The sequence below is a fragment of the Planktothrix sp. PCC 11201 genome (assembly GCF_900009135.1).
GTDB lineage: Bacteria > Cyanobacteriota > Cyanobacteriia > Cyanobacteriales > Microcoleaceae > Planktothrix.
In genome coordinates, this window is record NZ_LT797688.1 from 340,512 (window position 1) to 360,022 (window position 19,511).

Consider the following 19,511-nt stretch of genomic DNA (forward strand, 5'->3'; position numbering starts at 1 on the left):
CCATTTTTATTCCCCTTTAATTAAATTAAGTAACAGGTAAAAATCTAAACAATAGCGAAAATACACCAAATCCAACTAATAAAACTCCACTGGTGGGTGTAATCCAACTTGACCATTTTCGCAGTTCTAGTAACTTTTTAATTGTGGCGGTAAAGGTTCCTGCTAATACCAGTGGCGCGACATAACCCACCGCATAGGCTAACAATAAAACCCCTCCTAAAATGATATCTCCTGTGGTTGAAACCCAGGCTAATAAGGTAGCTAAAACGGGGGTACTACAGGGAGAAGCCACTAACCCAAAGGTTAACCCTAATAAATAGGATTTTAAGTGATGGGGAACGGCTTTAGGTATCCAGCCTATGGTATCAAAAGCGGGTAATTGTAGCGGTAGAGCTTCTAATAAATTTAACCCCATTAAAATTGCAATTAAACTTACAATAATGGGCAAACCCAAACCAATTTGACCATACACTTGTCCGACAAAAGATGCTAAAATTCCCAACCCAGCTAAGGTCGTAGCTAGTCCCAATGCAAACCAGAGAGATTGAATTGCTGCTTGGAGTCGATTTTCGGTTTCATAACCCCCAATATAACCAATGGTAATCGGTAACATTGACAGCATACAAGGAGTTAAACTGGTTAATAAACCCGCAAAAAAAATAACGCCAATACTGACAAAACTTAGGTGATTCAGTTGAGTTTGAACCAGATTATTTGCCAGTTGTGCCAGTTCATACAATTTAATTTGTAGAGTTTCCAGCATGAAATTAAATCAACAGTTTGTTTCCTTTAATATTATAACCTATTTTGACCTTTGATGATTATTCATGAATTGAACCATCTGGCATAACTGCACCTTGTAATATCACAGTTTCTAAGTTAACTCCTTCCAGATTTGCGCCTTGTAAATTGGCATTACTAAAATTAGTAAATTGAGTAGCATCTCGAAACAATAAACTATTGACATCGGCAAAACTCAAGTTACTGTTTTCTAAATTAGCATATTGTAAATTTGTTCCCCGTAAACTGGCATGGGTCAAGTTTGCTTGACTTAGATTTGTCCCCCATAATCTCGCGCCTAATAATTTAGCTTTTTCCAAATTAGCATAGCTGAGATTAGCTAGGGTTAAATTCACTTCTAATAGGCTCGACTGGGTTAAATTAGCTTCAGATAATTTAGCCTTGTTCAGATTTGCTCTTAATAAATTAGTATGTGCTAAGTTGGCTTGTCTTAAATCGGCTCCTGATAAGTTGGCATATTTTAAGTTGGCTTCTCTCAAATTAGCTTGTTTTAAATTAGCTCCTGATAGGTTGGTATTTGACAAATCTAATCCTTGTAAATTTGCCCCTGATAAGTTACAATATTTCCAAATAAATGAATGACAATCTTTGGTTTCCATTAATTGTTTAATTGTTTTTAAATTGGTCGCATTAGCGGGCAATATCCAGCCCACTATTAAACTTAGAATCAACCCAATTTTAATCACGAAAGCAATTCCTTTCATGGCATAACTCAGATATTGATGGCACCTCAACAAATTATAGTTTATCTCAAAATTGCCTCCTAGATGGTTAAACAGGTTTAGGGACACTGCCAATTGCGGGATAAGTCAGTCGTCTGGCAAAAAATGTCGGGTACTGGGTCAGATGATATCTATAGTTTATATTAAAAATCACATCATTTTCTTGACTTATATTGAATTTTGTATCAAATTAGAAGGTAGGATTCTGGCTATACAGAGGACAGTAAAATGCCGACGATTAATTCGACCTGGGATGACTTAATTCTCCAATGTGACGGACGATATTTGACCAATGCAGAACTTAAGCCTCTGCATCAGTACGTTCAGACTTTAAATGCTCGCACCAAAACCTATGAAGTTCTACGGGTGAAATCGGCAGGTTTAATCAAACAAGCCCTGAAGAAATTCATGTTTTCCCATCCAGAAATCATGGAAAAGCATTCAAAACGCTGTGTGTATGATATGTCAATGACGATGTGTCTGATGTCCGTGGCTTTATTACGCGATGACCCGCACTTTTTTAAGGAATCTTTAATGTTATGGTTAGCCAATATTTTGGCAGCCCACGAAAAAAATACCCAATGTCTACAAGCCTATACCTATCTTCAAGAAACCTTACAAGAACAATTGCCTAGTGTGTGTAATCAACTATTAAAGCCCTATATGGACATTATTTTAGAAGTTTTAGATACTCCCCCTAAACTCCTCGCTAATGTTCAAAGAAGTGGGGTTTAATCCAGATTTTTTCATAGAAAAAAATATCAGGGTGTTATTTATTTAATTTCAAGCTACTGATCATTTCATCGCCAATCACTTCAACTTAACTTTGAGTATTGATGCACACAGGAGTTTAATTTATGTCCCTAACTCAACCGGTTACAACTCGTCATGACGCTTCCCCAGAAGAAAGAGAGTTTGTTTTAAAACAAATTTATCAGCAAGTAATAGAACGTCAACTTTATGAGTTTGAACACAAGCAACTTGCGGATTTAGAGAAGGATTTTATCAAGGGAAAAATCGGGATTAGACATTTTTTAAAAAGTCTAGCAGTTCGTTCTGTTTATTTAGAGCATTTTTACGAGAATAGCTCTAATATGAAATTCATTGAAAATGCTTGTAAACATTTTTTGGGACGAGCACCGAGAAATAATGAAGAAATTCAGAAATGGGATGATATTTTAGTTCGCCGTGGTGTTGGTGCACTGGTTTCAGAGATGGTAGACTCTGAGGAATATCGCAAATCCTTTGGTTATTTTACCGTTCCCTATTGGCATGAACACCGTTATGAATCCGCGAGTGAATATATTGAAAATGAACGTTTAGGTCATGAACACGCAGGGCAAAGAGGCTGGGCAATTCCTAACCATTATCAACATGAATTACACATTGATTGTGATGGGGGAACCTGTGTAAGAGAGGAGGATAAATTAGCCATTGAACCTGCACAAACTACCCCAGAATTATTTGAATTAAGTACGGAGACAAAGATTACACCCAAACATATTCAACGCCTATCAGCCTGTGTTAAAGAAATTACAGATATTCTCTCCCTGTATCCTCAACCTGTGAGTCAAAAAGAGATCGAAACTGACCTTCAGCAAAAAGTATTAGAGTATGTCAGTGCCAGTAACGCCAGTTTACTGTTTAAAAATTAAAACCCGGGTGGGTAGCCCCCACCTTGGATTATAATTAAAACGATTGAAACGACTCTTAAAACTTTGCAACCAGTGATCGTATCCATTATTATGAGAATAAATCATACCTAGGAAATGGGGGTTTAATTAGTTATGGCGACTAACACTGATCAAAAATCAATGGCGAGGTTAGAAGCTCGTCTGAGTCCAGAAATTAAAGCTCTGTTGCAGAAAGCCGCCGATTTAGAGGGACGCACTCTGACTGATTTTGTTGTCGCAAGTCTTCAAGCGGAAGCTTACCGAGTCATAGAGAAACACCAAACCCTGAAATTGAGTATTGAGGATAGTGAAGCGTTTGTCGATGCAGTTCTCCATTCTCCTCAACCTAATCATGCACTTCAAGCCGCAGCGCTACGATATAAACAGGAAATTATATCTAATGGTTCTCAAAATTGAACCCCTCAACACTCGTCAGCATATTCGCTCCGGTTTCTGTTGTGGGAAGGATAGTTTAGATAACTATATTCGTAAACAAGCATCTCAGGATCTCAAAAGGCGAGTCTCAACTGTATTTGTTTTAATTGACAATCACTCTATTTACCCATGAAATCTATTGAAGAACTTTGTCAAAATTTTGGGATATAATGCAAATCAATCAATATCTCCATACTGCTATTTTAGTGTCTAATTTAGAACAGTCAGAACATTTTTATAGTCAAGTTTTGGGCTTAAAAAAGGTTGAACGTCCGTTAAATTTTCCGGGAATTTGGTATCAAATTGGTGAGTTTCAAATTCATTTAATTCAAGCTGAAACTGTTATTAACGATCAAGTTAATAATCAGAAATGGGGACGAAATCGACATTTAGCTTTTTCTGTTGATAATTTAGAGGAAGCCAAACAACAGTTAATCACTCATAATTGTTTGATTCAAATGAGTGCTTCCGGTCGCACTGCATTGTTTACAAAAGACCCCGACGGCAATATTATTGAATTAAATGAAGTATGAAAATTATTGCTTATTGTTATACTGATCCTCTGTTTGAACAGCCTCCTGATCGAATGATTTGGGGATGGGAAGTGGATCGGGTTTATCAGGATTTGGGGGGAAGACAGGAACTCGCAGACCTGTTAAAAGATTGTGATTTAGAACCACCGGATTATTTATTAATTAGACGGTTAGAGGAGTTAGGAAACTCGGTTTTAGAAGTGGGCGATCGCTTACAACAATTAGAATCTTTTCAGATTAATATTATTGCCATTGAGTCCGATTTTAATACCACCGTGGGCAAAATTAATCGCTCTGATTTAATCCAATTATTTCTGGAAATTCAAACCCGCCAACGCAGTCGTCGCATTTGTCACGGACACGCTAAAAATAGAATTAAAGCCTTGCCTCCCCCGGGAAAAGCTCCCTATGGATATCGACGGGGAAAAGAACGTTATATCTTAGATCGGAGTGTTTCACCGATTGTTAAAGAGTTTTTTGATCGGTTTTTAATTTATGGATCTTTGCGGGGTGCGGTGCGGTATTTAGAAAAACGTTATGGGAAAAAAATATCTGTAACAACGGGAAGAAGATGGTTAACAAATCCCGTTTATCGAGGAGATTTAGAATATAAAAATGGGGAAATTATTTCTAATACCCATATTTCAATTATTTCCCGGGATGAAGCCGCCCAGGTGGATCGATTATTACGGAGAAATCAACAATTGCCTCCTCGGACAGCCAGTGCGCCACGTTCTTTGGCGGGGTTGGTAATGTGTGGAGAATGTCAATCTTTAATGACCGTTGCCCGAGTCACCACCTATCGCCAAGAAAGGGAATATTTATATTTACGTCCGATAAATTGTCCGAGAAATTTTAAGTGTAAAGCGTTATCTTATGAAAGGGGATTAGAGTTGACAATTGAACGTATTTGTCAAGATTTACCACAGGCGGTTTCTGGTTTAAATTTACCGGATTTAGAGAGTATTAAACGGGTTATTATGGAGGAGATTCATCAAAAACAAGAGATTTTATTACAAATTCCAGATTTATTAACTTCTGGAATATTAGATTTAGAAACAGCAGATTTAAGAAGTTATAAACTGCGGATAGAAATTTCTCGGTTACAAGGAAAGTTAGCCGAACTTCCCCCTGTTAATTTAAAAGAAACGGCGCAGGCAGTTTGTATTCCGCAGTTTTGGTTAGATTTATCTGAAACTGAACGAAGGTTTTATTTTCGAGAATTTATTAAAACAATTGAGATTATCAGAGACGGGGATAATTGGGAGTTAAAAGTAATCTTTATTTTTTAATTAGACTTTAACACAATATTGATTTCGTCCTTTTTCTTTGGCTTCATAAAGTGCCTGATCGGTAATTTCTAATAAATGTTCAGCCGATGTATCCGGTTGGGGAATTTGACAGGAAATACCAATACTGAGGGTAACAATAGAATTAACCATTGAATAGTTATGATCAATTTTTAATTTTTGAACTTCCTCCTGGATGGTTTGAGCTACTTTCAGCGCTCCTTGTAAATCTGTATTCGGTAGAATAATTGCAAATTCTTCTCCACCATAACGGGCAACTAAATCCCGAGTATTAATCACTGATCGATCAAGGGCTTGGGCAACCAATTTTAGACAAATATCTCCGGCAGGATGTCCGTAATTATCATTATAATTTTTAAAACAATCTAAATCACATAACAGTAGAGAAAGAGGTTGTTGTTCCTCCAGCATTTGTTTCCAAGTGTCAGCAAAATATTCATCAAAATGACGACGGTTAGCAAGGGTTGTTAAACTATCATAGGACGCTAAATTTTGTAATTGACGATTAACTGTTTGTAAGTTTTCTTCCGCTTTTTGACGAATTCGGACTTCTTGTTCTAATTGGCTATTTTGTTGTAACAGTTTTTGATTTTGTTCTATAAGTTTCTTTTTTAAGTCACAAATGGTCAACTGATTTTTGACCCGAGCCAAGACCTCATCCACTTTAAAAGGTTTGGTAATATAATCTACCCCTCCAGCAGAAAACGCTTGCATAATATCCTCAATTTGATTCAGCGCACTAATAAAAATGATCGGGATATCATAGGTTTCTAAATTTGATTTTAGCTGACGACATAACTCGTACCCATTAACACCCGGCATCCGAATATCTAATAAAATTAAATCCGGTTTCAGACTCTCAATCGCTATCAGTGCCATGGGCGCGTTTAGGGCTTTACGAACATAATAGCCATGTTGATTTAACAAGGCAGATAAAACTCGAATATTATCAGGTTCATCATCCACAATCAGCAAATTGCTATGAGAACCAATATTATCTTGATTCATGGTTTACCACTGGGGAGTTGAGGATAAAAACTTGATCAATTGTTCTCCAGGTAGAGGTTTGGCAAAGAAATATCCCTGACCAAATCCACAGTCTAATTCCCTGAGTATTTCCAATTGATCAACTAATTCAATACCTTCAGCAACGACATTCATATTCATGGTTTTAGCCAAACTAATAATCACAGGAATTAAGCCGATATTTTCCGATTCTAGGTTCAGTCTTTGGACGAAGGATTTATCAATTTTCAGGGTATCAACGGGAAAAGAATGCAGATAACTCAGAGATGAATAACCTGTACCAAAATCATCAATACTAATTAAAATATGACGTTTTCTGAGTTCTTTGAGAATAGTAGCAACGTGCTTATGATTGTCCATAATTGCACTTTCAGTAATTTCTAGTTTTAAACAGTCGGGGGAAAGTTGACTATCCTCTAAAACTTGATCAATTTGTTCTAATAAATTGGGTTGAGCAAACTGTTTCACGGATAAATTAACACTCACAAATAAATTCGGATCTATTAAATATTGTTCTTGCCAAGTCCGCAGTTGGTGACAAGATTCTGATAAAACCCAATAGCCAATAGCCGTAATTAAACCTGTTTCTTCAGCAATGGGAATAAATAGATTCGGCGCCACTAACCCCTGTTTGGGATGGAGCCATCTAACTAATGCTTCAAACCCGGCAATTTTGCCTGTATTTAAAGAGATAATTGGTTGATAATGAACAACTAATTCCTCTTGTTCAATACCTCGACGTAAATCAGTTTCTAACTGTAATCTTTGTAAAGCTGCGGTGTGCATTGCCGGATCAAACAGATGATATTGTCCTTTGCCCAGGGCTTTGGCTCGGTACATCGCTGTATCTGCGTCTCGAAGTAAATGTTCCGGTTCGTTATAGTCACAATTCCCGATGACAATACCAATACTCGCATTAATAAAAATCTCGTGTCGTTCTAAGTTAAAGGGTTGAGAAAAACACTGTAAAATCTGATCTGCTAGTGTGGTTACATCATGAAAGTTGGGAATTTCTGTTAATAAAATCGCGAATTCATCGCCCCCCAAACGAGCTAATGTATTTTGGGGTTTAACATAACAGCTAAGACGATGAGCAATTAAAATTAGGAGTTCATCCCCGACTAAATGACCCAAGGAATCATTCACTACTTTAAAGCGATCACAATCTAAAAATAACACCGCAAACTGATAGTTCGGATCGGCTTTAGCCAGATGAATGGATCGGCGTAAATCCGTCATCAGTAAAGCTCGATTGGGTAAACCCGTCAAGGAATCATGAAGTGCCATTTCTAATAGTTGAGTGTTGGCTGCTTCTAGTTCCTGAGTCCGTTCTTTAACCCGGGCTTCTAATTCCGCATTCAAGACCCGAATCTCTAATTCTGCGGCTCGTAAAGCCAATTGATTTTGAACTCGGATTAAGACTTCTTCAAACTGAAATGGTTTAGTAATATAGTCCACCCCCCCAACTTGAAAACCTTTAACTTTATCGAGAACATCATCTAAAGCACTCAAAAAAATAATCGGAATGGTGGCGGTGTTCGCATCCGCTTTTAAGTGTTGGCAAACCTCATAACCATCCATCTCCGGCATCATAATATCTAGGAGAATTAAGTCGGGAGCAACGGTTTTAGCCGCCGTTAACGCCATTGGCCCACTCAAGGCTTTACGCACATTGTATCCCTGACGGGTCAACATTCGGGACAACAAATGGAGGTTATCAGGGGTATCATCAACGATGAGAATATCTTCCGTTTTTGTGGGATTAAGGTTGTAATGATTCATTATGGCAATCAGATAAAATAGGGGATGGATTTAGGGCATAGCTAAATCACTACAGGCAGCGAATGAAGACCCATGTTGATTTTTCTGGCTAGTATGGGGTGGAGTTTCTCTGGCAGCGATAGTATCGGGTATCGTTTTTAATAATCCTTCATATCAAAACATAATCTGTGATCATAACATTTTTTTGCTATTTGACTCAAGCCCGTTGAGTTGTGATCTGATTAACATTTGTCTAAGGGTTTATCAAAACAATATTAATCAGGAATATACACCTCTGGCTGATCTTTTTTCTGCTCTTGCTGTTGAATTTTAGGTAACTTGAAAAGTACACCGACTAAAAACCAATAATAAACCGCCACCGGATCGGTATCCAGAGGATACCAGTAGGGATTATAGCTAATTAAAACAATAAAAATCCAGAAAGTAATTCCATAGCCCCACAGACTATGATCCTGTAGTTGATGATAAGATTTAAACCCTAAAACCGTAATATTAGTCACTAAGAACAAAAAAGCAGTCACTCCAAATGGCCCAATTTCATAGAACAATTTAGGATAGTAGGCTTCAATCAATCGGGTTTTTCCTAACCCGCGGGCGGAAGTTGTGGCTTCCCCTAAACCATTACCTAAAAAGCCTCGATGGGCTTTCAAACTAAAGTTAGTTTGCTTGGTTAAAAATACCGCCGGAGGATCGGCATTCCAACGTCCAATAAAGTTATCAACTCTTTCGGTCATGACTTCGGGTACGATAATCCAGGTTCCTATCACAAAAACAACCATCCCCAAAACAATCACTAAAAGCCGCTTAATTCTGGAAATGTGACTGGTGGCAACCAGCAGTAAAATCACAATCGATGGAGAGGCTAAAAGGGCTGTTCTTTGACCAGAAACAATGGCATTCAGTATCACTAAAGCCAAGGTGAATAAACCCATTAAACGCCAGCGTAATTTGGGATCACTAAAGGATGTAGCAAAACAGAAAAACGTACCCGAAACTAAAAACCAAGCCCAATGCCAGGGGGCAACAAAGGTTCCGGGTAAACGAATAAAATTTTCTGCGGGTAAATATCCTAAAGCACCTCCCACCAAACATTTTCGCTGCACATTTGCCCTTAATAATAAATGTTCGGGTAAACCCGTATTATCAGGACAGTATCCAGTAATAATTAATCCAAATTGAATTAATCCTAAGATGCAGCAAATTAAGATTAAAATTACTTGTAAGCGAGTAAAAAATTCCAGATCTTGACGATGGCGAATTAGATAATAACCACAGGTGATCAGGGGAATATATCCCATTAAAACTTTTAAGCCAAATAGTCCTACGGCAAAGGGTTGATTATCAGGGGTGGCGTGTTTTTGTAGGACACCATTAACCGCAATCAAGGTGACAATCGCAATGACAAATAAAATTAACAGAGGAATTTTAAGTTGCGGGGGATTAATCAGGGGTAACTTTTTTTTCCTTAATTCCACAACCAAACCAATTAAGGCGGGAATATACAGTCCATCCTTGGCTAAATGAAATAGAAAATGATCGTTACCCACCCAATAGGAAATCGTCCCGGCAAAGGGTAAATAAATTAAAAATGCCCATAATCCTTGGCGGGGATAGCGCCAACAAAGCACCATGATGATCACCATCAAAGTGATCAGAATGATGGTAATTACACTCAACCCATTGGCAAATAACAACAGTCCGACTAACAGTCCTAGGGCGCTGACGATTCCCAAAAACCGCAGAAAATCCGATCTCGTAGGGGAGATATGTTCACTCTCAATCACGGAATAGGGGGTATCCTGAACTTCCGGGTCATTCTGACCCGGAAGTGATGATTTTTGGGGAGGGCTGTGGAAGTTGGACATCAGAATTTAATTAATTATTTCCAGCCTTCAGAAATTTTGACTTCCCAAAGCTCCTGTACTCGCTGTTGCTGAACAGAGGAAAGTTGTTCAAAGGCTTGCATAATCTCTAAATGGGTATGATTAATAATCAAAGCTGTCAGTTCACCCACGGTTTCAGCTTGTGATAAAGCTAATTGCAACATTTGAGTTTCCAGAGTCGTTAGGTTCAGGTTGTTTTCTGAAGGTAAAAGTGTTGCTGCCATCGGATTTAAAACCAAGGATTACAGAATATTGAAACCAGGGGTGATTTTACTGCTGAAATTAGCGAGAGAATCACTCCAACTATAGCACCACCCAAAAGGGTAAAGGTGATGAGGGAACTAATTCCAAACCCCAATCTCCGCTTTTCTGCGGCTTGGTAATATCCCCAAGCAAATAAAATCCGTCCAATTACCCAAACTCCGCCCAAAGCACCAGCCCAAATCGGACTAATCCATTCAGAGAATAACCATAAAGTTGGAAGAAATAAAACTAATTGTTCTAGGGTATTTTGTTGGACTCGTACCACGCGCTCAAAATTTTCGTCTCCGGTCATTTGAGGGGGCATAATTTTGTATTTGATTCGCGCACGTCCGACATTAATCGTCACGACCAAATACAGCACTAAGGCACAAATTGTAACTAAACTGGGCCAAATTGACATAGACACCTATTTTCTTTGATTCAGTACATTAACCTTTCCTATCCTACACCCGACTCTCAACCTCGGGGGTGAGAGAGAGGTCACACAGGTTTGTGATCAAAAATTTAGCCTCCACCCCTCAATTCCCCTAAAGATGGAGACTTCAATACTGCGGTCTTTGCCACCAGTCCATTGCCCATTTGTGATCCCAATCACTTATACACTGTGCTATCAGTCACATTTGATCTGACCTGTTCGTCACGTCGAGGGTTTCAAACTATCACAGGTTTATCCAAGCTCTATCACTGCTAGTCAAAACCAAACATTAGATACTTGGGTCAGTCCGAAGTAACAGATTAGGTCAAAATGCTGAACTTAAATATCCCAGGTTGCATACCCGCCATGAATCAAAGTCAATTAAAACCCTATATCATTGTTGTCATTGAGGAAACCAACTTATTCAATTTTAGATCATTTGTTAACTTATTGAACCAACTTAACTTAAATTTTGTGATTTCTCCCGATCCAGAAAGTGCTATTTTTCATGCTGAATATAGTAATCCTGATATTATTATCATTCCTTTTGACCCTGATCAAGCTAATGCCCAAGAAACGCATCGACAATTAAAACAGGCAAAAATCACTCAAAATGTCCCTTTACTGTGGATGAATAGTTATTCAGAAATGAACAACCAAAATCCAAGCTCTTTAGCCACAGCTTTTAATGCTTTAAATCCATTTGTAAATTTCAATAATTCCCAGGATAATTTATTGCCTGATATCACCATTAAAACCCTAAAAAACCAAGTTAAACTTCAGCAAGAATTACTGATCAAGTTACAGGCTGAAAACCAACAACTTAAGCGTTTAGCTACCTTGGATGATTTGACTCAAGTGGCGAACCGCCGTCAGTTTTATACCTATTTACAAGAACAATGGCAATCCTATGAACGGGGTTATCTTTCAATGATTTTATGTGATGTGGATTTTTTTAAGTTTTATAATGATACCTACGGTCATTTAGCCGGGGATTATTGCTTACAACGAATTGCTAATGCCATTGAAACTGCGGTAAAAAAAGTTAGGGAATCCAAACCATATTTAGTAGCTCGTTATGGTGGGGAGGAGTTTGCGGTGATTTTACCCCAAGTCGATGTCGAAAATGCTCGAAAAATTGCAGAGGCAATTCAATTTCAAATCCGTTCTCTACGGATTCCCCATCTTTCATCCCCGATTAGTTCTTTGGTTACCAATAGTTCTGGTGTTGCTTGTGCTATTCCTGGAGATCAATCCCATATCCAAGAGTTGATTAGTGCCGCAGATAAAGCCATGTACCAGGCAAAATTTCAAGGGCGTGACCAAGTTCGGGTAGCTCCTAAAATTATTGAATAAATGGGGAATGGGGAATGGGGAATGGGGAATAGCAGGAAAAAAATATAACAATCCTAAATAAGTTTTAATAATTTAAAGTGTCTATAAACAGGCTAAAAATATTTATCCTATTGCTCATTCCCTATTGATCATAAATTTTTAACCCTAATCAAATAGAACTACTATAGGTGTATTTTATGTCTGAAGTAAATGATTTTAAAGACTTAAGAATTTGGCAAAAAGGTATGGATATAGCTAAACAATGTTATTTTCTAACTAAGCAATTTCCCAAAGATGAGTTATATGGAATGGTTCAACAAATCAGAAGATCAGCTTCATCAATTCCGGCAAATATTTCGGAAGGATACGGTAGAAGATCATCGGTCGAATATAAACGTTTTCTCAATATTGCACAAGGCTCTATTAACGAATTACAAACCCATCTTTTTCTGGCTGAATCTGTAGGATTATGTGATAAAAAAGATATAGAATCTTTAATAAATGATCTACAATCTGAAACTAGAATGATTATTTCTCTTATTAGAACACTTGAAAAATAAATCCCTATTCCCCACTCCTTTTTTTCCATTGCCCATTGCCCATTCCCTATTCCCCACACCTTTTTTTTCCATTGCCCATTCCCTATTCCCCACTCCTTTTTTTCCATTGCCCATTGCCCATTCCCTATTCCCTAATTATTTATATTTTTAATTAAATTCCCCAAAATTTTCATCGCTTGCTCCAGTTGATCTGACCAGGGCAAACCACAGTTTAATCGAAAACAATTTTTATAGGCTCCCGATGCCGAAAACATTGAACCCGGAGCAATACTAATTTGATGTTGACAGGCTTGTTCATGTAATTCTAAAGCGTCAAAATGAGCGGGCAATTCTACCCAGAGGACATGACCCCCAGAAGGACGAGAAACTTTGGTTTCTGGGGGAAAATAATCACAAATTGCCTGGGTCATGCGCATCACCTGTTCATAATAAGCTCGTCTTAATTGGCGCAAATGTCGTTCATAGCCACCATTGGATAAAAAAGCGGCGATCGCTAACTGATTGACAGTAGCCGTAGCCATATTAGTAAATAGTTTTAATTGTTCGACCTGAGTTTGATATTGTCCTGCTACCAACCAACCCACCCGTAATCCTGGGGATAGGGTTTTACTACAGGAAGCACAATATAAAACTAATCCTTTTTGATCAAAGGCTTTAATCGCTTTCGGGCGGTTTCCTTGAAAACATAAATCCCCATAAACATCATCTTCTACTAAGGGAATATTATATGTTTCTAAAAGTGTAACTAATTGTTTTTTATGTAAATCACTCATACAAGTGCCTAAAGGATTACTAAAATTAGACACTAAGGCACAAGCGGCAATTGAACATTTTTTTAATGCCGTTTCTAAGGTGTCTAAACAGAGCCCCTCCCGGGGATGGGTAGGTAATTCCAAGGCGCGTAAATTCAGTGAGGCGATGACTTCTAATAATCCATAATAGGAGGGGGATTCAATGGCAATGGTATCCCCGGGTTGGGTGATCGCTCTCAAGGATAAATACAGGGCTTCGGTGGTGCCATTGGTAATCAAAATCTGATCTGGTGTGATCGAACATCCGGCTTCCATTAACCGACGGGCAACTTCATGCCGCAGGGGTTCACAACCGGGTAGGACATCATAGGAATGGCAGCGCTGCGGATCATTTCTCAAGGCTTGTCCGATCAAACGGTTTAGGGTAGCCAGGGGAAGTAGGGACGGATCGGCCACCGCCGCCCCGAGTTTAATGATATTTGGTTCCCGCAGGGTGCGATTAATCCGCACAGCGAGGGAGGTATCCACCTTTAAGGCTTGGTGGGGCGGGGCTGAGGGGTTGGGTTCCTCTCGATGGGATAGCACACCTGGACGGACAAAATAACCGGACTGGGGACGCACGGCAATTAATCCCCGGTCTTCTAATAAACGATAGGCTTCTAAGACCGTAGAAATACTCACGTTCATCTGTTGGTGCATTTTTCGCACGGAGGGAATGCGATCGCCCGTTTGTAAAGTGCCTTCAATAATTAAGCCTTCTATTCTATGGGCTACCTGCTCATAGAGGTTTGTACCATTTTCCGTTTCCAGGGGTCTAACTTTCATGGGGTGGGTCGGGGGGTAACAGTTGAGGGTGAGAACTAGCATAACAGTTCAGATCAATAAAACTGTTATGGTTACAATTTAGTATAACTGCATCTGTACGGGTGAGATGGAAAATATAACAATAGGAATAGAACAAGATTAGTTTTCCCTAGTGGGAATTAAGCAAGGATTAAACGGGACAGAATCAGGTTTTTTCGGGTGAAGTGTACTGAAACCAAACACCCCGGTTTGTCATCGGTGTTTGTTTAATTTTGGGATAACTCACCATCCATTTTTAGTGAGGTGAATCGGATGAAAATGAGCAAAAGTTCATCATTAGCAACGCTGCACACATCGTTGACCCTATTGCCCAGTTATCAGGATAAAGGGTTGAGTCTGGGGCAAAATATTCTTCATCGTCTCCAAAGTATTACAGCAATATTTGTGAACGCCTTAGCTTCACCAACTGAACCTAAAATCTGGCAAAAAAAAGACGCTAAAGGCAATAGGATTTGGCAGATTTATGATCCGGTTACGGGTCATAAAGCCCGATTTGATACGGAGCAGGAAGTTAGAATTTGGTTAGAAAAACGTTATAATTCATAAGAAAATAAAACTACCTAAATCCTCCTTAAAAGGGGGATTTTTGGTGTGATCATTTTAATTAAACCACGAAAACAAAAAGAAGTAAGTAAGGGCGGGTTCTGTTAGATATTTGTTAATCACCGCGCATCTCGATTAACCCGCCCCTACAACTGCTATAATTATTCTTGAAACCATTCTTCTACTTCTTCCCAACCTTGACCTTTTCTAATAATAATAGGTTGATCAGTGGTTAAATCAATAATGGTTGAAACATGATATCCTGGGTCTGAGGTATCATCCACAATAATATCGACTAACTTGCCTAAACTATCATATAATCTGGCTTTATCAACTTCATGTTCTATGGGTAAAGCAATCGGAGCTTGACCTTCTTCTTCTGTGGTAATATGGGCAGAAGTTGAAATAATGGGATTGCCTAAAGTTTTAAGAATGGACAAACAACCTTGATGATTAGGAACCCGAATACCCGTGGTTTTTCGTTTAGGAGACATGACTAATTTAGGAACTAATTTAGTCGTGGGTAATAAGAAAGTGTATGTCCCGGGGACTAATCGCTTAATTAAACGATAAGCGGAGTCACTCACAATGGCATAATCTGTAATATTAGATAGGGAAGAACACAGGAAAGTTAGGGGTTTATCATTGGAGAGTTGTTTGATGCGTCGGACTCGTTCAATGGCTGACTTCACCGTCAAATCACAACCAATAGCATAGACTGTATCCGTCGGATATAGCATCACCGCCCCATCCTTGAGGTCGTCTTTGATTTTTTCCAGGATGCGTTCTTGGGGGTTTTGGGGATGAATTTCGTATAGAATTGCCATAGTAATATGTTGTATTTTAGAAAACAAATTTTATATCGATTTCAAGACTAGCAGACTAACGACAAATTATGGCTAAGATTGGTTATTTCCAATGTCCGACAGGAATTTCTGGCGATATGTGTCTAGGAGCATTAGTCCACGCGGGTGTTCCCCTGGACTATTTAAAAGAAAAGTTAGAGTTACTGGGAATTGGGGCAGAATATGAGTTAAAAGCCGAACCTGTGCGTCGCCAAGGGCAGTTAGCCACAAAAGTTTCTGTTAATTTAACTCAACAAAACTCCGATGATCATGATGATGATCATGATCATGAACATCATCATCATTCTAGTGCCACCCGGCATTTATCACAAATTGAAGCAATCATTATACAAGCTAAATTGCCTCAACAGGTGGAAATTTGGAGTTTAGCTATTTTTCGCAAGTTAGCCCAAGCAGAAGCCGCAGTCCATGGTATGAACGTTGAAGAAGTGCATTTTCATGAAGTCGGAGCGACGGATGCAATTGTGGATATTGTCGGGACTTGTTTGGGTTTAGATTGGTTAAATATTGAACAATTTTATTGTTCAACATTACCGACTGGAGGAGGAACAGTTTGGGCGGCTCATGGTCAATTACCTGTTCCGGCTCCGGCGGTTTTAAAGTTATTTGAAATGGGGAAAGTTCCAGTTTATAGTAATGGAATTGAACGGGAATTGGTGACACCAACGGGGGCGGCAATTGCAGTTACTTTAGCTCAAGGTTTTGGAGAACCTCCGGCTTTATCGATTCAAACTATTGGATTAGGTGCAGGGTCTAGGGATTTACCGATTCCTAATATTTTAAGACTATGGGTGGGCGAACAACATCAATCTCTGGATTCCGATATTTTTTCAACGGTTAATACAGAAATTCAAACGATTGCAGAAACTATTTCTGTACTACAAACTCAAATTGATGATTTAAGTCCTCAAGTGATTGCTTATACTTTTGAATTGTTATTTCAAGCGGGAGCTATTGATGTTTTTAGTCAACCAATTACCATGAAAAAATCCCGTTTAGGCGTATTATTGACGGTAATTTGTCATCCCGAACACCGTCAAGTTTGTGAAGCTATATTATTTCGAGAAACTACAACATTAGGCATTCGTCATACGCTACAAAATCGGAGTATTTTGAAACGGGATATTCAAACAGTTGAAACTCAATATGGTGCAGTTAGAGTTAAAGTGGGTTTTTCAGGTAAAAAGATCACGAATGTTCAACCGGAATATGAAGACTGTGCAAAACTAGCTAAACAGCATAAAGTTAGTTGGTTAGAAGTTCATAGATTAGCATTACAAAGTTGGTATGGTTTACCTTAAAGATAGGGAATGGGCTTTTTCAGTTACCAGTTATCAGTTGTAGGGGCGGGTTCTTTTAGATCTTTGTTAATCACCTAAATCTCGATAAACCCGCCCGTACCAGAAATTAGTCATTAGTTATTAGTTATTAGTTCTGAGATTCAGCAAAAAAAATTACCAAACTGAAGTATGATTATATCATATAAATCAGATCGCTTAATTATCTAGCTGGGAATCTATAAAAGAATATTAAGAAATTGGGCTTAACTTCTGGCACTATTTATAATGGAGTTAAGATTGGAGATCAAAAAACCATGAATTATGTCTTTGGCTCTTTCTTTATTCTATTAGCTTATTTAACAATTTCAGGGTTTAAATTAGATCGAGAATATCAACGGGGAGTGATTTTCAGATTAGGACGAATTCAAGCAATTAAAGGGCCGGGTTTATATTGGATTATTCCGGCAATTGATCAAAAAGTTCAAGTGGATATTAGAACCAAAACCGTTGATATTGAACCGCAAGAAACGATTACATCTGATAGTGTAACTATTCGAGTGAATGCAGTTCTTTATTACCGTTTAATTGATCCTTCCAAGGCAATTGTTAAGGTAGAAAGTTATGAAAAAGCAGTTTATCAAGCTGCCTTAACGACCCTACGAAATGTCATAGGTCAAAGTAGTCTTGATGATGTTTTACAAAATCGAGATAAAATTAATCAGAAAATTCAAGAACTCGTGGATGAAATGACTGAATCCTGGGGAGTTGTGATTGAAAGAGTGGAAATGAAAGATGTTGAAATTCCTACTTCTATGCAACGAGCTATGGCAAAAGTAGCAGAAGCACTTCGAGAAAAACGTTCCCGTTTAATTAAAGCGGAAGCGGAACAAGAAGCCTCAATTAAATTAGCAGAAGCCTCTCAATTAATTATGGCAAATCCTGCTGCATTGGAGTTAAGACGGTTACAAATGCTCTCGGAAATTGGGATAGAAAATAACACCACAACTATTGTGGTGCTTCCCTCTGATATACTACCATTTGTTCAAAATTTGAGTGTTCCACACCAACAAAAACCTCCTCTACCCCCGAAAGTATAATCGCAAGTATGGGGTCTAGTCTTCAACTTTAACCCTCTTAAGGGTTTGGAGACCAAACCCTTAAAGTGATTTTAGGATTAATTATAGACAATATTAATATGCAAAGTAACCCTTTTAATATTAAGCTATAAGTTTAGATGTTGTTTATTTAACCACCGTCATGGACTTCTCATTATCAACAGCAGAATTGCTCAACTTTTCTAAATGGATAGGAATTTCCACTTTAGTTCTGGCTGTAATTACCGTATTCTCATTTATTTTTAAATGGGGAATTAGGTTTAGGTTAGTAGGAATTACCGCCTTTACAGGGGTTCTAACGGGTGGAGTTTTTGGTCTAGGTTTGGGTTTATTTCATCATGTTCAAATTCCTGGGGCAGCACGTTATACTCGGGTCTTTGATGATGGGAGTAGACAGATTGTGATTGCTGTTGCACCTAATATTACCAAAACCGAATTAGATGCCACCTTGCGTCAAGCGGCGTCGGATTTATATTCTTCTGGACGGGGGGGACAATTTCAAGCCCCGCTATTAGTTCGTGCCAGAACCCTTGTTCACCCCGATGCCAACCTTTCTCAACCTCTCTATTTAGGTCAAGTTAAACGTTCTGTGACTGAACAAGAAAATGAAAACTTAGATATTCAGATTTTCCAGAAAAATCTGGCTCGTTTAAAACAATTTCAGTCTTAGTTTTTTGGTTTTTGAACAATTAAATGGGTGGGTTGATATTCGAGAATAAAGGTTGTCATTATCTCTCGTTCTTCTATGGTTGGTGTAGCTAAACATCCTGATGTTCCGGTTTCTGAAACAGATAAAAAAGCCGAGGGGTCATAATGAACACCTAACCCCACTCTTTGTGTGGGAAAAGTTGGTGTAATTGCTGACCAAACCCCGCCAAATTCTCCGGGTGCATCTTCAACGATACCCGGAGCATCAAAGGTATAAATCCCAAAGGGTAATGGTGTTTGAGTTCCCGATATATCGCAGGGAATTTGATGACCAATACGACCGGAAACACAGCGCACGGTATTAATAATTTTACCCGTATTATCTACTAATTGGGTTTGATAAACTTGTAAACCTCCTCCGATTTGTTCTTCGGTTTGTGTGGATATAATTTTAGCACCTGGAATGGCTAAAATTTCGGCATCAATAAGTGTTAAGTATTTCGCAGCCACCCAACGATTTGTACCAATAGGTGTCCAGATTTCACCCTCAATATTAACAGAATCCCCACTAATTTCAACCTGGGTTCCATCGTTCAAAATATCAACAATTTCACCGTTGGGAGTAGAACGGATATTCAGGGTATCATTGGGAGTTGTAACAATAGCTGTAGGAATCATATTATCAATTGCAAGTGTATTATTTT

21 protein-coding genes are annotated in these 19,511 nt (G+C 38.5%); 11 read left to right on the top strand and 10 right to left on the bottom strand.

All coding sequences use genetic code 11. The features are described from left to right. Window positions 1-25 precede the first annotated feature (25 nt). Both PL11201_RS02325 and PL11201_RS02330 read right to left on the bottom strand, forming a co-directional pair. Window positions 26-763 carry a cytochrome c biogenesis protein CcdA gene (locus PL11201_RS02325; protein ID WP_079677035.1) on the bottom strand — a complete coding sequence of 246 codons (738 nt, stop codon included), beginning with the start codon at window positions 761-763 and terminating at the stop codon, window positions 26-28. Between the two features lie 58 nt (window positions 764-821). Next, entirely contained in the window at window positions 822-1,505 is a 684-nt protein-coding gene (locus PL11201_RS02330) for a pentapeptide repeat-containing protein (protein WP_144017649.1), read from the bottom strand. Window positions 1,506-1,751: 246 nt separating this feature from the next. Here PL11201_RS02330 and PL11201_RS02335 point away from each other — a divergent pair, with 246 nt between their 5' ends. From PL11201_RS02335 to PL11201_RS02360, 5 genes are all read left to right on the top strand, one after another. Further along, a complete protein-coding gene (locus tag PL11201_RS02335; protein ID WP_079677036.1) occupies window positions 1,752-2,258 on the top strand; it encodes a globin family protein in 507 nt (168 codons plus the stop codon). A 122-nt stretch (window positions 2,259-2,380) separates the two neighbouring features. Beyond that, the gene (locus PL11201_RS02340; protein ID WP_079677037.1) at window positions 2,381-3,178 is read left to right on the top strand and encodes a phycobilisome rod-core linker polypeptide; all 798 of its coding nucleotides are present in this window, start codon (window positions 2,381-2,383) and stop codon (window positions 3,176-3,178) included. Between the two features lie 132 nt (window positions 3,179-3,310). Then, the gene (locus PL11201_RS02345) at window positions 3,311-3,613 is read left to right on the top strand and encodes a type II toxin-antitoxin system TacA family antitoxin (RefSeq protein ID WP_079677038.1); all 303 of its coding nucleotides are present in this window, start codon (window positions 3,311-3,313) and stop codon (window positions 3,611-3,613) included. A gap of 188 nt (window positions 3,614-3,801) precedes the next feature. Then, a complete protein-coding gene (locus tag PL11201_RS02355) occupies window positions 3,802-4,164 on the top strand; it encodes a VOC family protein (protein ID WP_079677039.1) in 363 nt (120 codons plus the stop codon). Continuing rightward, entirely contained in the window at window positions 4,161-5,456 is a 1,296-nt protein-coding gene (locus PL11201_RS02360; RefSeq protein WP_079677040.1) for a recombinase family protein, read from the top strand. Before PL11201_RS02355 ends, PL11201_RS02360 begins: the two co-directional genes overlap by 4 nt. On the opposite strand, the gene PL11201_RS02365 is transcribed toward PL11201_RS02360, so the two are convergent. The 5 genes from PL11201_RS02365 to PL11201_RS02385 form a co-directional block, all read right to left on the bottom strand. Beyond that, complete coding sequence (locus PL11201_RS02365) at window positions 5,457-6,482, bottom strand: diguanylate cyclase domain-containing protein (protein WP_079677041.1); 1,026 nt, start codon at window positions 6,480-6,482, stop codon at window positions 5,457-5,459. Between the two features lie 3 nt (window positions 6,483-6,485). Beyond that, window positions 6,486-8,282 (bottom strand): EAL domain-containing response regulator, encoded by a 1,797-nt coding sequence (locus PL11201_RS02370; RefSeq protein WP_079677042.1) that lies wholly within the window; start codon window positions 8,280-8,282, stop codon window positions 6,486-6,488. Window positions 8,283-8,536: 254 nt separating this feature from the next. Further along, on the bottom strand, window positions 8,537-10,147 hold the full coding sequence (gene hpsL / locus PL11201_RS02375; RefSeq protein ID WP_079677043.1) for a hormogonium polysaccharide biosynthesis protein HpsL: 1,611 nt from the start codon (window positions 10,145-10,147) through the stop codon (window positions 8,537-8,539). Between the two features lie 14 nt (window positions 10,148-10,161). Beyond that, window positions 10,162-10,389: a hypothetical protein gene (locus tag PL11201_RS02380; protein WP_079677044.1), complete on the bottom strand. Its 228-nt coding sequence runs from the start codon at window positions 10,387-10,389 to the stop codon at window positions 10,162-10,164. Window positions 10,390-10,394: 5 nt separating this feature from the next. Then, on the bottom strand, window positions 10,395-10,829 hold the full coding sequence (locus PL11201_RS02385; protein WP_079677045.1) for an MAPEG family protein: 435 nt from the start codon (window positions 10,827-10,829) through the stop codon (window positions 10,395-10,397). Between the two features lie 345 nt (window positions 10,830-11,174). On the opposite strand from PL11201_RS02385, the gene PL11201_RS02390 reads away from it, so the two are divergent. Further along, window positions 11,175-12,200, top strand: a complete 1,026-nt coding sequence (locus tag PL11201_RS02390; protein WP_079677046.1) for a GGDEF domain-containing protein — start codon at window positions 11,175-11,177, stop codon at window positions 12,198-12,200. Between the two features lie 176 nt (window positions 12,201-12,376). Further along, complete coding sequence (locus PL11201_RS02395) at window positions 12,377-12,739, top strand: four helix bundle protein (protein WP_079677047.1); 363 nt, start codon at window positions 12,377-12,379, stop codon at window positions 12,737-12,739. Between the two features lie 131 nt (window positions 12,740-12,870). Here PL11201_RS02395 and PL11201_RS02400 read toward each other — a convergent pair whose 3' ends face one another. Continuing rightward, on the bottom strand, window positions 12,871-14,358 hold the full coding sequence (locus PL11201_RS02400; protein ID WP_234996594.1) for an aminotransferase-like domain-containing protein: 1,488 nt from the start codon (window positions 14,356-14,358) through the stop codon (window positions 12,871-12,873). A 249-nt stretch (window positions 14,359-14,607) separates the two neighbouring features. On the opposite strand from PL11201_RS02400, the gene PL11201_RS02405 reads away from it, so the two are divergent. Continuing rightward, on the top strand, window positions 14,608-14,901 hold the full coding sequence (locus tag PL11201_RS02405) for a hypothetical protein (RefSeq protein ID WP_144017650.1): 294 nt from the start codon (window positions 14,608-14,610) through the stop codon (window positions 14,899-14,901). Window positions 14,902-15,059: 158 nt separating this feature from the next. On the opposite strand, the gene PL11201_RS02410 is transcribed toward PL11201_RS02405, so the two are convergent. Next, window positions 15,060-15,725, bottom strand: a complete 666-nt coding sequence (locus tag PL11201_RS02410) for an L-threonylcarbamoyladenylate synthase (protein WP_079677049.1) — start codon at window positions 15,723-15,725, stop codon at window positions 15,060-15,062. A 68-nt stretch (window positions 15,726-15,793) separates the two neighbouring features. Between PL11201_RS02410 and larC the strand changes: the two genes are divergently transcribed. From larC to PL11201_RS02425, 3 genes are all read left to right on the top strand, one after another. After that, window positions 15,794-17,065: a nickel pincer cofactor biosynthesis protein LarC gene (gene larC, locus PL11201_RS02415; protein ID WP_079677050.1), complete on the top strand. Its 1,272-nt coding sequence runs from the start codon at window positions 15,794-15,796 to the stop codon at window positions 17,063-17,065. Window positions 17,066-17,358: 293 nt separating this feature from the next. Beyond that, the gene (locus tag PL11201_RS02420) at window positions 17,359-18,141 is read left to right on the top strand and encodes a slipin family protein (protein ID WP_079677386.1); all 783 of its coding nucleotides are present in this window, start codon (window positions 17,359-17,361) and stop codon (window positions 18,139-18,141) included. A gap of 160 nt (window positions 18,142-18,301) precedes the next feature. After that, window positions 18,302-18,829, top strand: a complete 528-nt coding sequence (locus PL11201_RS02425; protein ID WP_079677051.1) for a Ycf51 family protein — start codon at window positions 18,302-18,304, stop codon at window positions 18,827-18,829. Here the strand turns inward: PL11201_RS02425 and PL11201_RS02430 are convergent. Further along, window positions 18,826-19,485, bottom strand: a complete 660-nt coding sequence (locus PL11201_RS02430; RefSeq protein ID WP_079677052.1) for an SH3 domain-containing protein — start codon at window positions 19,483-19,485, stop codon at window positions 18,826-18,828. The genes PL11201_RS02425 and PL11201_RS02430 overlap by 4 nt on opposite strands. Between the last annotated feature and the right edge of the window lie 26 nt (window positions 19,486-19,511).